The organism is Acinetobacter sp. 1566109 (assembly GCF_000582255.1).
In the GTDB taxonomy this organism is placed as follows: domain Bacteria; phylum Pseudomonadota; class Gammaproteobacteria; order Pseudomonadales; family Moraxellaceae; genus Acinetobacter; species Acinetobacter nosocomialis.
In genome coordinates, this window is sequence record NZ_JEYB01000085.1 from 1 (window position 1) to 12383 (window position 12383).

Annotated in this window: 10 protein-coding genes; 4 read left to right on the forward strand and 6 right to left on the reverse strand. The window is 40.7% G+C overall.

Going from position 1 to position 12383, the window contains the following annotated elements:
* Nucleotides 1-2300, reverse strand: a 2300-nt coding sequence (locus J582_RS23245) for an FdhF/YdeP family oxidoreductase (protein WP_032048683.1), incomplete at its 3' end; no start/stop codon positions are given.
* 395 nt (nucleotides 2301-2695) lie between these two features.
* Here J582_RS23245 and J582_RS23250 point away from each other — a divergent pair.
* Nucleotides 2696-3835: a glycerate kinase gene (locus tag J582_RS23250; protein WP_032048684.1), complete on the forward strand. Its 1140-nt coding sequence runs from the start codon at nucleotides 2696-2698 to the stop codon at nucleotides 3833-3835.
* A 13-nt stretch (nucleotides 3836-3848) separates the two neighbouring features.
* On the opposite strand, the gene J582_RS23255 is transcribed toward J582_RS23250, so the two are convergent.
* Nucleotides 3849-4415 carry a TetR/AcrR family transcriptional regulator gene (locus tag J582_RS23255; protein ID WP_022575236.1) on the reverse strand — a complete coding sequence of 189 codons (567 nt, stop codon included), beginning with the start codon at nucleotides 4413-4415 and terminating at the stop codon, nucleotides 3849-3851.
* Nucleotides 4416-4537: 122 nt separating this feature from the next.
* On the opposite strand from J582_RS23255, the gene J582_RS23260 reads away from it, so the two are divergent.
* Both J582_RS23260 and J582_RS23265 read left to right on the forward strand, forming a co-directional pair.
* Nucleotides 4538-5320, forward strand: coding sequence for an SDR family NAD(P)-dependent oxidoreductase (locus J582_RS23260; RefSeq protein WP_032048686.1), 783 nt, complete (start codon nucleotides 4538-4540; stop codon nucleotides 5318-5320).
* A 37-nt stretch (nucleotides 5321-5357) separates the two neighbouring features.
* On the forward strand, nucleotides 5358-5963 hold the full coding sequence (locus J582_RS23265) for a nitroreductase family protein (RefSeq protein ID WP_002048541.1): 606 nt from the start codon (nucleotides 5358-5360) through the stop codon (nucleotides 5961-5963).
* Nucleotides 5964-6032: 69 nt separating this feature from the next.
* Here the strand turns inward: J582_RS23265 and adeE are convergent, their stop codons facing one another.
* The gene (gene adeE, locus J582_RS23270; protein ID WP_050674860.1) at nucleotides 6033-9146 is read right to left on the reverse strand and encodes a multidrug efflux RND transporter permease subunit AdeE; all 3114 of its coding nucleotides are present in this window, start codon (nucleotides 9144-9146) and stop codon (nucleotides 6033-6035) included.
* Nucleotides 9147-9155: 9 nt separating this feature from the next.
* Nucleotides 9156-10280, reverse strand: a complete 1125-nt coding sequence (gene adeD / locus J582_RS23275; protein WP_031981926.1) for a multidrug efflux RND transporter periplasmic adaptor subunit AdeD — start codon at nucleotides 10278-10280, stop codon at nucleotides 9156-9158.
* 78 nt (nucleotides 10281-10358) lie between these two features.
* Here adeD and J582_RS23280 point away from each other — a divergent pair, with 78 nt between their 5' ends.
* Nucleotides 10359-10976: a TetR/AcrR family transcriptional regulator gene (locus J582_RS23280; RefSeq protein ID WP_002048558.1), complete on the forward strand. Its 618-nt coding sequence runs from the start codon at nucleotides 10359-10361 to the stop codon at nucleotides 10974-10976.
* A 54-nt stretch (nucleotides 10977-11030) separates the two neighbouring features.
* On the opposite strand, the gene J582_RS23285 is transcribed toward J582_RS23280, so the two are convergent.
* Both J582_RS23285 and J582_RS26995 read right to left on the reverse strand, forming a co-directional pair.
* Nucleotides 11031-12038 carry an alpha/beta fold hydrolase gene (locus tag J582_RS23285; protein WP_031981924.1) on the reverse strand — a complete coding sequence of 336 codons (1008 nt, stop codon included), beginning with the start codon at nucleotides 12036-12038 and terminating at the stop codon, nucleotides 11031-11033.
* A gap of 91 nt (nucleotides 12039-12129) precedes the next feature.
* The coding region (locus J582_RS26995) for an alpha/beta fold hydrolase (RefSeq protein ID WP_032048689.1) at nucleotides 12130-12383 on the reverse strand (254 nt) is incomplete at its 5' end.

Genomic DNA, 12383 nt, shown 5'->3' on the forward strand with positions numbered 1-12383 from the left:
GCCGGAATCTTGGCATATTTATCGTGACTGCTTAAGGCCACTAAAGGATTGGTTTCCGGATAGTAAGCCGCCAAGCTGCCTCGCGGAATGTTATACGGCACAATACGGAAACTATGCACAATACGTTTCACGCCATCCGAGAAAACGCTTTCAATATCGACCCACTGATTTGCTTCAAAGCCTGCTTCATCAATATCAGCTTGGTTCATAAACAACACACGGCGCTGACCAAACACTCCGCGGTAACGGTCATCTAGACCATATAAAGTGGTGTTGTATTGGTCATGAGAGCGAGTGGTCATTAAGGTATAAACCTTACTTTCGGTATATGCCGCAGCGTACTGATTTTCCTTATCGGCATAAACCTCACTCAGCGGCGTAATCATAAACTGCGCTTTACCACTCTTGGTATTCCAGATGTGCTGATTGGCTGGATGCTCTAGGTGGAAACCGCCCGGTTTATAAACACGTAAATTAAAGTCATGGAACTCATCAAATACATCGGCAATTGAGTCACGAATACGATCATAACTTTCGATGTACCATCTCCATTTAATCTGACTGTCTGGAAGTACTGCTTCAGCCATTCTTGCTACGATATCCGGTTCCGACAATATGTTTTTAGAAATTGGCGTATTGCGTCCTGCCGACAAGTGAACATTACTCATTGAGTCTTCAACCGAAATCGCTTGTGGGCCATGAAGCTGTTCATCAATTTCGGTACGGCCTAAACATGGCAAAATAAGTGCGTCTTTACCACACACCAAATGGCTACGATTTAATTTCGTTGCGACATGTACAGTTAAATCACATTTTCTAAGCGCTTCTTGAGTATATGGAGTATCGGGAGTTGCAACCGCAAAGTTTCCGCCCAAACCAATAAAGACTTTAACTTCGCCTTCAGCCATGGCTTTAATGGTTTCGACCACACCATGCCCATTTTTTCTTGGCGATTTAATACCGAACACACGGTCAATGTTGTCGAGTAATTTCGGGCTAGGTAGTTCATTAATACCCATCGTGCGGTCGCCTTGCACGTTACTGTGCCCACGAACCGGACACAGCCCTGCACCTGGTCTACCAATTTGACCACGTGCCAACAATAAATTTGCCAGCATATGTACGTTAGCAGTTCCGTGTCGGTGCTGGGTAATCCCCATCCCCCAACAGAAAATGGAGCGCTCTGACTCTAAAAAGAGTTTAGCAAGCTTTTCTAAATGTTCAGGCGACAGGCCTGAGTGCTTATAAATATCTGCCCACTCAGTTCTTTCCACCTCAGCAATCATCTCATCGAAACCAACGGTATTCACCGCAATAAAGTTTCGGTCAAAAACGCTTGGTTTACCTGAAGCAAGTGCTTTTTTATCCCATTCATTTAAGTGCTTTAACATTCCTAACATCAGTGCATAGTCGCCACCAATTTTAGGCTGGAAATAATAACGGCTAATTGGCGTACTGCCATTGGTCATCATCTCAAGCGGTGCTTGCGGGTCTTGGAAACGCTCTAAGCCTCGCTCTTTAATCGGGTTAATCGCAATAATGTTGCCACCGCGTTTAGACACTTCACGCAAAGTGCCTAACATACGTGGATGGTTGGTTCCCGGGTTGTGCCCAAAACTAAAAATAGCATCAGCTAGGTCAAAGTCGTCTAGGGTGATTGTGCCCTTTCCTAAACCAATCGAGTCAAGCAAGCCAACACTTGTGGTTTCATGGCACATGTTTGAACAGTCTGGAAAGTTATTTGTACCAAAGCTTCTCACAAACAATTGATATAAAAATGCAGCTTCGTTACTGGCACGGCCAGATGTATAAAATGCCGCTTGGTCTGGGTTGTCTAGCGCATGTAAATGTTGAGCAATGAGCTTAAAGGCATCGTCCCATGAAATAGGAACATATTTATCGGTTGCAGCGTCATAACGAACTGGGTCAGTTAAGCGGCCTAAGTCTTCTAGGAAAAAGTCACTTTGTTCTGATAGCCAACTAACCGTATGGCCTGCGAAATATTCGGGAGTAACGGTTTTACTGGTTGCTTCAAAAGCAACTGCTTTGGCACCATTTTCACAGAAGTTAAAGGCATGGGCATCTTTCTTTTCTGGCCATGCACAACCGGGACAGTCAAAACCTGTAGGCTGGTTAATGTTGAGTAAGGTAATTGAACCTTTACCTAAAACATCTTGTCGCTTTAGGTTTCGAGCGACACTAAGGAGTGCGCCCCACCCACCAGCAGGATGAGTATATGGCTCAATTCGCGCAAAACCGTTATTTTCCTGTATATGCTTTTGTTCTTCTGAATTATCCACTTTTTCATCCTCTTATTTCTTTTACACTCAACAGATCCAATAAAATCACAATTTAAATTATGGTTATATCAAGACAATCTGCTGTTTAGTTTATTTGTAGAGTCTACTTTTTATAGGTTTCCGCTATTTTAAAAGCTGGCTCAACCGTTCTTATAATATGTGCCATATTGTTTACAATTACAATCATTCAAAACAACCATACTATTTATATAAAAATTTATAAAACAATAACTTAAAAATTTTACAATCCAATTTTTTACAGATAAAAACATTATTGATTTTCATTTTTATCAGATTGAAAGTATTTAAAAATTGACGCCTACATGTGTTTATCTATGTTTTTTTCGTATTAAGCAGTATAAAACAATGAGAAATCTATCTGTATTAGAACGTTTATGAAGCTTGTGATCGCCCCTGACTCATTTAAAGACAGCTTATCTGCTTTGAAGGTAGCTCAAGCCATTGCCAAAGGATGGCAAGCTGTTTTTCCCGATGCCGAAACTGTTTTGTGCCCAATGGCAGATGGTGGTGAAGGAACCATTGAAGCTGTTTTAGAAGTCTGCGATGGTCAATGGCGTGAAAAAACGGTGGTTGGGCCATTAGGTCAGCCTGTTCAAGCCAAATGGGGATGGTTAGAAAAGCAAAAAATCGCCATCATTGAAATGGCTCAAGCAAGCGGCATACAGTTAGTCCCACCGTCTGAGTGTGATGCTTGCCACAGTACAACCTTTGGCACAGGGCAGCTCATTTTAGATGCTTTAGATGCAGGTGCAAAAGAGATTATTTTAACTGTGGGCGGCAGCACCACAAATGATGGTGGCACAGGGTTACTTAGTGCTTTAGGTACTGTTTTGCTCGATACCAATCAAAAGGTTTTACCCGCAGGTGGCCTCGCTCTAAGCAACCTATCACACATTGATTTAACACATTTCGACTCACGCATTGAACATACACGTTTTTTACTGGCTGCCGATGTAACCAATCCGCTTTGCGGTCCAAATGGCGCATCTCATATTTTTGGTCCACAAAAAGGTGCTTCTCCGACTCAAGTAAAGTTACTTGATGCAGCGCTTGCGCATTTTGCCGATGTGTCAGCGGAGCTTTTAGGTTTTGACAAACGAGATGAAGCAGGCTCAGGTGCTGCGGGTGGTTTGGGCTTTGCTGCCAAAAGTTATTTAAATGCATCGTTTAAAGCTGGTGTTAAAGTCGTGGCTGAACTGAATGAACTTGAACGTAAAATTGCTGATGCAGATTGGGTGATTACGGGTGAAGGTAAATTTGACCAGCAAACTTTAAGTGGTAAAACAGTTTTTGGGGTGAGCCAAATAGCAAAGGCGCACAATATACCTGTAATTGTGATTGCAGGGACATTAGGCGAAGGCTACCAAGCGCTTTATGAGCATGGCGTTACGGCTGCTTTTTCAGTCGCCAATGGCCCCATTAGATTAGAACAAGCCTGTGAACATGCGGCGGAACTCATTTATGAGCGAACAGTCGATATTTCGAGATTAATTCAGTTTAGCAAACCAGCTTGAAAGATAAAAAAGCTTAATCGGCTAATTTTAAAAGGCTCTCTTTACAGCTTTCTAAGATTTCATCGCTAAGGTTTGATTGGTCTGGGCATGCGCGAGATAAGGCAATTGCACCTACGGATTGAGCAAGAATATTAATGGCTTGCTTTCTCAACTCTGGCGTTTCCAAAGAAACTTGTTTGGCTCGTTCATTCATAATGAACCGAATAAGTTGCTCAATGCCCTCTTCAAATTCTACTTTTACTTCGTCTGGCTGTCGTGCAGCATCACAAGATAGCGCCGTTAGTGTGCAGCCCAAATCTCGATTATCTCGATGAGTACGAGACACATAAAGCTGAATAAATTGAGTTAAGTTTAAACCTTCTATTCTTTTTAAAACCTGCTCAAGTCCATGTTTAACAGTAATTGAGACAAGGTCTGTTTTCGAACTGAAATGTTTATAAAAGCCGCCGTGGGTAAAACCTGCGCTAGACATTAACTCGGCAATGCCGACCCCATCGTAGCCTTTGCTACGAAATAGTTGAGTCGCCTTTTCAACAATTTTATCTCGGTTTTCTTTTACCTGAGTTTTACTGACTTTCATGCTGGCGCACCCATTTTTATTCACCCTACTAGTCATAATTATACATTGATTATGATTGACATCAAAAATTAGTTATTTTAGATTATGATCATCATCTAAAAAATAAAGCGTGGAGACATCACATGTCAGCTCAATCAAAAGTACTTATTACAGGGGCTTCGTCAGGGATTGGTTCTGTTTATGCAGACAGTTTTGCACAACGTGGCCATCACTTAATCTTGGTTGCACGAGATACCAACCGCTTAGACAAAATCTCGAGAGACCTTCAAGCAAAATACGGTGTACAGGTCGAATTTATTCAGGCCGATTTATCAAAGGATCAAGACATTAGCAAAATTGAAGATGTTCTAAAAAACGATGCTGATATTGAAATTTTGGTAAATAACGCAGGTATTACACTTAGCGGAAATTTTTTAACTCAAGATATTAAAGAAATTGAAACACTCATGACTTTAAATATGACGGCGGTTGTTCGTTTGTCTCATGCGGTTTCCGAGCAACTCGTACGTAAAGGTAAAGGCTCAATTATTAATTTAGGTTCTGTTGTTGGGTTGTCTCCTGAATTTGGTTCTACCATTTATGGTGCAAGTAAGTCCTTTATACATTTTTTTAGCCAAGGCTTACATTTAGAGTTAAAAGATCATGGCGTACATGTGCAAGCCGTATTGCCTTCTGCAACCAAAACTGAAATTTGGGAACGTTCAGGTATCGATTTAAGCCAAGTTCCGCCATTAATGGACGTCAATGATTTGGTGGATGCTGCTCTAATCGGCTTTGATCGTAAAGAAACAATTACAATTCCTGTGCTGAAAGACGAAAATCAATGGAATAATTTTGAAAAATCACGTATGACATTATTACCAAACTTTTCTTCGGCTGAAGTAGCCCAACGTTATACAAAATAACGAGTACAGCTACCCAATTCTCAAGTAGGAAAATCTTATGAATGTTATTGATGCTCTCCGTAAGCGCCGTGCAATTAAACGCTTCGACCCTTCTTTTCAGTTATCTGAAGATAACAAAAAGCAGTTATTACAAGAAGTTTTAGCAAATGCACCAAGTGCTTTTAACTTGCAGCATTGGCGTCCGGTTGTTGTCGAAGATGCTGAGTTAAGACAAAAAATTCGTGCTATTGCTTGGGACCAACCACAAGTTACAGAAGCATCTTTACTCATTGTATTATGTGCAAAATTAAATACATGGGAAGTTGATGCTAAACGTGTATGGGATGGTGCGACTCCAGAAGTTCAAAATATTATGGCTGGCGCGATTGACCAGTATTACCGTGACCGCCCACAAACCCAACGTGACGAAGTTATGCGTAGTGCGGGGATTTTTGCTCAAACTCTGATGTTACTTGCCCAAGAACATGGTTTAGATAGCTGCCCGATGGATGGTTTTGACTTTGACGCAATGGCGAAGCTCGTTAACTTGCCTGAAGACCATGTGGTGTGTTTAATGATTGCTGTTGGTAAGTCAGCTTCTGAACCTTACCCACGTGTGGGTAAACTTCCTTTCGATGAAGTCATTATTCAAAATACATTCTAAGTGATAAGTCTTTTAGACCCTCATGCTATAAATAGTGTGAGGGTCTAATTTTTAATGACTTTCATTATTTTATGACATCTTTTTTTCGTTTAGCTTATTGGTTAAACGGCGAACTAAAAGAAAGAATAAAGGCACAAAGAAAATAGAAAGCAAGGTTCCTGAAATCATACCGCCCGTTACGGCTATACCAATTTCTTTACGGCTAACAGCTCCTGCTCCTGTAGATACAGCCAAGGGAAGAACGCCCGCAACAAATGCCAGAGATGTCATAATAATGGGACGTAATCGCTGACCTGCTCCTTCAATAATCGCTTCCATTAATGCTTGACCTGCCTCTAACTTGGCTGCCGCGAACTCAACAATCAAAATAGCATTTTTGGCAGAAAGTCCAATGGTAGTAAGCATAGCTACCTGAAAGTAAATATCATTCACAAAACCAGCCAGACTTGCAGCCACCACAGCTCCAATCAGACCTAAAGGAATCACTAGCATGACAGAAACAGGAATGGACCAACTTTCATAAAGTGCTGCTAAACACAAAAAGATAAAGATAATGGATGCTAAATATAACCAAATGGTTTGACCGCCAGCTAACTTCTCTTGATAAGACAACCCGCTCCACTGAAGGTTAAAGCCTTGTTGTTGATCAACTAACTCCTGCATCTTATCCATAGCCCCACCAGAACTTTCACCAGTTGCCGCGGAGCCTTGTATTTGTACAGCTGAAAGACCATTAAAGCGTTGCAGCATTTGTGGTCCCATTTGCCATTTTACAGAAGAGAAACTAGAAAATGGTGTCATCTGACCTGTAGCACCGCGAACATACCATTGCCCAATATCTTGAGGTAAGGAACGATAAATCGCGTCTCCTTGCATATAAACTCGCTTAACACGTCCCTGATCGATGAAATCATTAATATAAGATCCACCCCATGCCGACGACAGCGTATTACTGATATCGGCTTGAGCCAAACCAAGTGCACTGGCTTTTCTTTGATCGATGTCGACTTGTAACTGAGCTTTATCTTCTAAACTATTTAGACGGACTGCTGCTAAGCCAGAATCAGCACTTGCTGCTTTTAACACAGTGTTTTGTGCCGCCAGTAAAGCATCACGTCCTTTATTTTCAGCATCTTGTAACCAAAGCTCAAAACCACTTGATTGCCCAAGCCCCCTTACTGCGGCTGGTGAAAGTACCTGAACACGTGCGTTACGCAGCGACTTAAAATATGAGTTTGCCCGAGCAATCACTGCTTCTGCTGTGTTTTCACTCCCTTCTCGGTCATCCCAATGTTTGAGTCCAGCAAATGCCATTCCCACATTTTGCCCACTGCCTGCGTTATTTCTACCCATCACCATGAAAATCACATTGAGATTATCCTTTTCTTTCGTCAGGAAATAATCTGCTATCAAGTTACCTACCCGTTCTGTTTCAGCGAGTGTTGTGCCTACTGGTGTACTAAACTGGACCATAACTGAGCCTTGGTCTTCTTGTGGTAAAAACCCAGTATTCATTCGCGTATATTGCCAGCCTAACAAAGCTGTAATACCTAAGAATATGATCATAAATATTTTGGGTTTACCTAAAACAGCGAGCAGCTTTATACGATAGCTTGACTGCCCTTGTTCGACTTTACGATTGAACCAAGTAAAGAATTTTCTCTGCTTTTGTTTTTCATTTGCAGGTTTAAGTAAGGTTGCACATAACGCAGGTGAAAGGGTTAAAGCAACAATGGCTGAAAGCACCATAGCCGATACGAGTGTTACCGAAAATTGGCGATAAATAATGCCGACAGAACCACCAAAAAAAGCCATAGGTAAAAATACCGCAGCAAGTACCATCGCAATACCGACCAACGCACCCGATATTTCTTTCATTGAAATTAGGGTAGCTTGCCGGGCATCAAGATGTTGCTCATGCATAACCCGCTCTACATTTTCTACGACCACAATTGCATCATCTACTAGTAAACCAATTGCAAGTACCATCGCAAATAAAGTCAGCGTATTAATGCTATAACCCAATATACTGAGTACACCAAACGTTCCTAACAATACGACCGGAACCGCAATAGCTGGAATTAAAGTCGCGCGCCAGCTCTGTAAAAATAAGAACATGACAATAATGACTAGAACAATTGCCTCAGCTAAAGTTTTAATCACTCCTTTTACAGATGCTTCAACAAATGGAGTACTGTCACGTGGATATGCAACTTTTAACCCTGATGGCATAGAACCGGTTAAACGCGTGACCTCAGCTTTTACTCTTTCAGCAGTTTCTAAAGCATTGGCGCCCGAAGCAAGTTGAATAGACATACCCGAAGCTGGCTTTCCATTCAAACGTGTAGAGGTTTGATAATTTTCTGCACCGCGCTCTACACGAGCTACATCTTTAAGTAAAACTACAGCTCCGTTTGTTTGAGTCCGTAAAATAATATTTTCAAATTGATTTACGGTCTGTAGACGGGATAATGCTGTTACGGTTGCATTTAAAGCCTGTCCGTCACGAGTTGGTAATGCCCCCAACTCACCTGCTGTAATTTGTGCATTTTGAGCTTCAATCGCAGTTCTGACATCTGAAGGCATAAGGCCATAGCTATTTAGTTTATGTGGATCGAGCCATATGCGCATTGCATATTGAGCACCAAATACTGTGATTTCACCTACGCCATCGACGCGACTTAGCGGGTCTTGAAGTGTGCTCACCATGTAGTCGGATATATCGACAGAAGTTCTTGTATTACTTTCATCGTAAAGTGCAAAAACCAATAGACTATCGCCTTGTGACTTTGTCACGGTTATACCTTGCTGCTGCACTTCTTGCGGTAATCGGCTAAGCGCCTGATTGACTGCATTTTGGACCTGAACCTGCGCTGTATCAGGGTTTGTTTTTTGATTAAAACTTAAGCTTATACGTGCCTGGCCAGCGGAGCTGCTACTCGATGAAAAATAAAGTAACCCATCAATGCCCTTAATTTGCTGTTCCAAAATCTGGGTTACACTATCTTCAACAGTTTTGGCAGATGCCCCGGGATAATTTGCAGTGACGTTTACACCCGGTGGTGCAATATCTGGATATTGTTCAATGGGTAAGGTCAAAATAGAAATGGTACCCAAGGCCATAATACAAATAGAAAGAACCCAAGCAAAAATAGGCCGTGCAATAAAAAAACTCGACAACATAGCGCATCCTCAGGTCATTGGAGTAGGTTCAATCGCCATACCGGCACTTAAACCTTGCAGGCCATCAACAATGACTTGATCTCCTTCGTTCAAGCCCGATTTCACTAACCAACGGTTATCAATTGCATTTCCTAGCGTAATTTTTCGTTGTTCAACTTTATTATCTTTTCCAACCACCCATACAAGCGCGTTTCCATCTGCATCTCTAAAAAGTGCTCCTTGGGGAATTAAAATGCTGTTAGATCGCGTACCCGTTCCAAGCTCTGCACGTACATACATTCCCGGCAATAAACCATGATTTGGATTTGAAAATGCTGCACGCAACGTGATACTTCCAGTTGCTTCATCTACTGCAATATCACTGAACTTAAATGTTCCTTGTTGCGAATAAGTGGTGCCATTTTCGAGCTGTAAACGTACTGAAAGTTCAGTTGGTTTTATTCCATTTTCAGTGAGCTGTTTACGTAGCGCCATATATTCATCACTCGACTGAGTTAAATCGACATACATCGGGTCAAGTTTTTGAATGGTTGCTAAAGGATCTGTTTGTGCAGAAGTCACTAAAGCTCCGCGTGTAATCGAAGAGCGCCCTATCCGCCCTGAAATAGGCGCAGTAACTTGTGTATAACGCAAATTAGTTCGCGCTGTTTTTAATACTGCTTCATTTACAGCAACGGTGGCTTTTGCCTGTTCATAGGCACTTAACGCATTATCAAGTTCTTGCTGACTAATGCCATTTACCTTAATTAATTCCTTATAACGCTCAGCTTGAAGACGAGTTGAATTCACTGTCGCTTTAGCAAGTGCAAGGTTACCAGCAGCCTCATCAACGCTATCGCGATAGAGTGATGAATCAATTTTATAAAGAGGCTGTCCCTTACTTACCTGAGAGCCTTCTTTAAATAATTGCTCGACAACTACTCCATTTACTTGTGGCCGCACCTGAGAAATTTCAGAGGCCACTGTTCTCCCAGCTAACTGGTAAGAAGATTCAATAGTCTCTTTTTTTATAGTGATAATGCCGACCTTTTGATTATTTTTAACAATAGGTTTTTCAGAATCACATCCACTTAGAAACAAGAGCACAGGCAATAAATACAAGGTTTTACGACTAAAAAAATGAATATCAGGCATATCTGGAACCCGAGAAATATAGACAATTTATTTACTTTACTGTAAAGTAAATAAATAAGATGTGCAAGAAAACACCATATGTTAAAAAAATCTCCAGGACGTCCCTCTCGAATCCGCCCAACTCTTATAGCAGCAGCACGTGAACTATTTCTTGAACAAGGTTTAGAAGTCCGTTTAGAGGCTATTGCCACTAAAGCTGGTACAAATCGACAAACTTTATATAACCATTTTCCAACCAAAACAGCGCTGCTGATTGAAGTCTTCGACCATTTAAAAGCAGAAATGGAAGCTCCTTTTATTGAGCATCACGTGGATAGTAACAAACGATTAGATCAACGTTTATTTGATATTGGGTACGCTGTGCAAACTCATTTTTATAATGTTGATGCAATTCGTCTGCAACGATTACTGATTATTGCTTTAGTTGAAATGAAAGAGATTCTTCCTAAAATTCAGAATCGTACTCAAGGCAATATTAAGAGGTCTTTAAGTCATATTCTTGAAACTGCACACAATGCTGGCTTAATTCAAGTTGAACATCCTGATGAAGCTGCTAAAGCCTTTTTGGGTGCTGTAATGGGATATTCTTATCCTGCAACAATGCTAGGGGGTGCACCACCCACTCCTAAAGAATTGAAAAAACTCAATCAAGAAGTTTGTTCAATGTTTTTAAAGGCATGGCAGTATAAAGAATAATTGTATAAGCAATAAAAGCTCCGTATTTAGAGGGGCTTTTATTGCCTCAAATCATTAATCGTATTTCTTTAAAGTTTTGATCAAAGCCTCATGAAATAGTTTCGGGTTTTGCATTTGTGGTGAATGTCCCATACCTGCAAATTCAATTAATTCAGCGTTTGGAATTAATTTTGCAGCCTCTTTACCCAGCACGCTGTATTGACCAATTTTTTGCTTAACTTCAGGTGGAGCTATATCACTACCAATTGCAGTTGTGTCACCTGTACCGATATACAGCACGGTAGGCACTTTAAGATGAGAAAATTCATAATAGACAGGTTGAGTAAAAATCATGTCGTAAATAAGTGCTGAGTTCCAAGCGACTTTTTCATGTCCATTCCCTGCATTTAATCCAGCTAACATATCTACCCATTTATCATATTCAGGCTTCCATTGGCCCTGATAATAAGTTTTTAATTCATAAGCTTTAATAGACTCAGCACTCACTTTCAGTTCACGCTGATACCATTGATCAATACTGCGATACGGAACCCCTTTTGCTTTCCAGTCCTCTAAACCAATCGGATTGACCATTCCTAATAATTTTGTTTCTTTCGGATACATCAAAGCATAGCGGGTTGCCAACATACCACCTGTTGAATGCGCCAATAAAATAGGTTGTTTAACACCTAATTTATCGAGTAAAGCATGTGTGTTCTCTGCAAGCTGTTGGAAACTATATTGATAATGATCTGGTTTGCTAGAAGTACAGAAACCGATTTGATCGGGAGCAATCACCCGATAGCCATTTTGTGTTAAAAAACTAATGGTTTCTTCCCAAGTTGCACCACAAAAGTTTTTGCCATGCAAAACCACCACTGTTTGTCCATTAGGTTTTTTGGGTTGAACATCCATATATCCCATTTTTAAATTTTGCTGTTGGGATGAGAAGTTAAAATATTGGAGCGGATAAGGATATTTAAATCCTTCTAAATGCTCTCCATACACATTATTTGCATAACTGACTGTTGATGCAGTAAGACAAGCAAAAAATAAAGACAAGAATGGCAGTTTATTTTTCATCTTTCATTTCTCTCGAACAAATAGGAATAAGGATGTTTTAGCTGAGTTACATCCGAGTTCAAGATCGATTCGAATGTAAAAGTTTTACGGATTATTTAAATAGAAATTTGGATAAACTTTTCTCGACGCCTTCTGGGTTTTCTTCAATTAGCCAATGACCTGTGTTAGGTAAAATTACCGCTTCTAACTTAGCTGGATCTTCCACAAACTTCGCTCTCATTTCTTTAACCAAAACATCATTCACTCCCTTTTCACCACTAAGCGCCATTGCAGGAATAAATAACTTTTTGTTATTTGCTAAAAGTGCTTCATTTTGTAGGGCTGAGTCTTTCTTTGAACGGTAAT

Excerpts from the sequence above, each read along its gene's own strand:
- J582_RS23285 (WP_031981924.1), bottom strand. The coding sequence starts at position 12,038 with ATGAAAAATAAACTGCCATTCTTGTCTTTATTTTTTGCTTGTCTTACT.
- J582_RS23260 (WP_032048686.1), top strand. The coding sequence starts at position 4,538 with ATGTCAGCTCAATCAAAAGTACTTATTACAGGGGCTTCGTCAGGGATT.
- adeD (WP_031981926.1), bottom strand. The coding sequence starts at position 10,280 with ATGCCTGATATTCATTTTTTTAGTCGTAAAACCTTGTATTTATTGCCT.
- J582_RS23255 (WP_022575236.1), bottom strand. The coding sequence starts at position 4,415 with ATGAAAGTCAGTAAAACTCAGGTAAAAGAAAACCGAGATAAAATTGTT.
- J582_RS23265 (WP_002048541.1), top strand. The coding sequence starts at position 5,358 with ATGAATGTTATTGATGCTCTCCGTAAGCGCCGTGCAATTAAACGCTTC.
- adeE (WP_050674860.1), bottom strand. The coding sequence starts at position 9,146 with ATGTTGTCGAGTTTTTTTATTGCACGGCCTATTTTTGCTTGGGTTCTT.
- J582_RS23250 (WP_032048684.1), top strand. The coding sequence starts at position 2,696 with ATGAAGCTTGTGATCGCCCCTGACTCATTTAAAGACAGCTTATCTGCT.
- J582_RS23280 (WP_002048558.1), top strand. The coding sequence starts at position 10,359 with ATGTTAAAAAAATCTCCAGGACGTCCCTCTCGAATCCGCCCAACTCTT.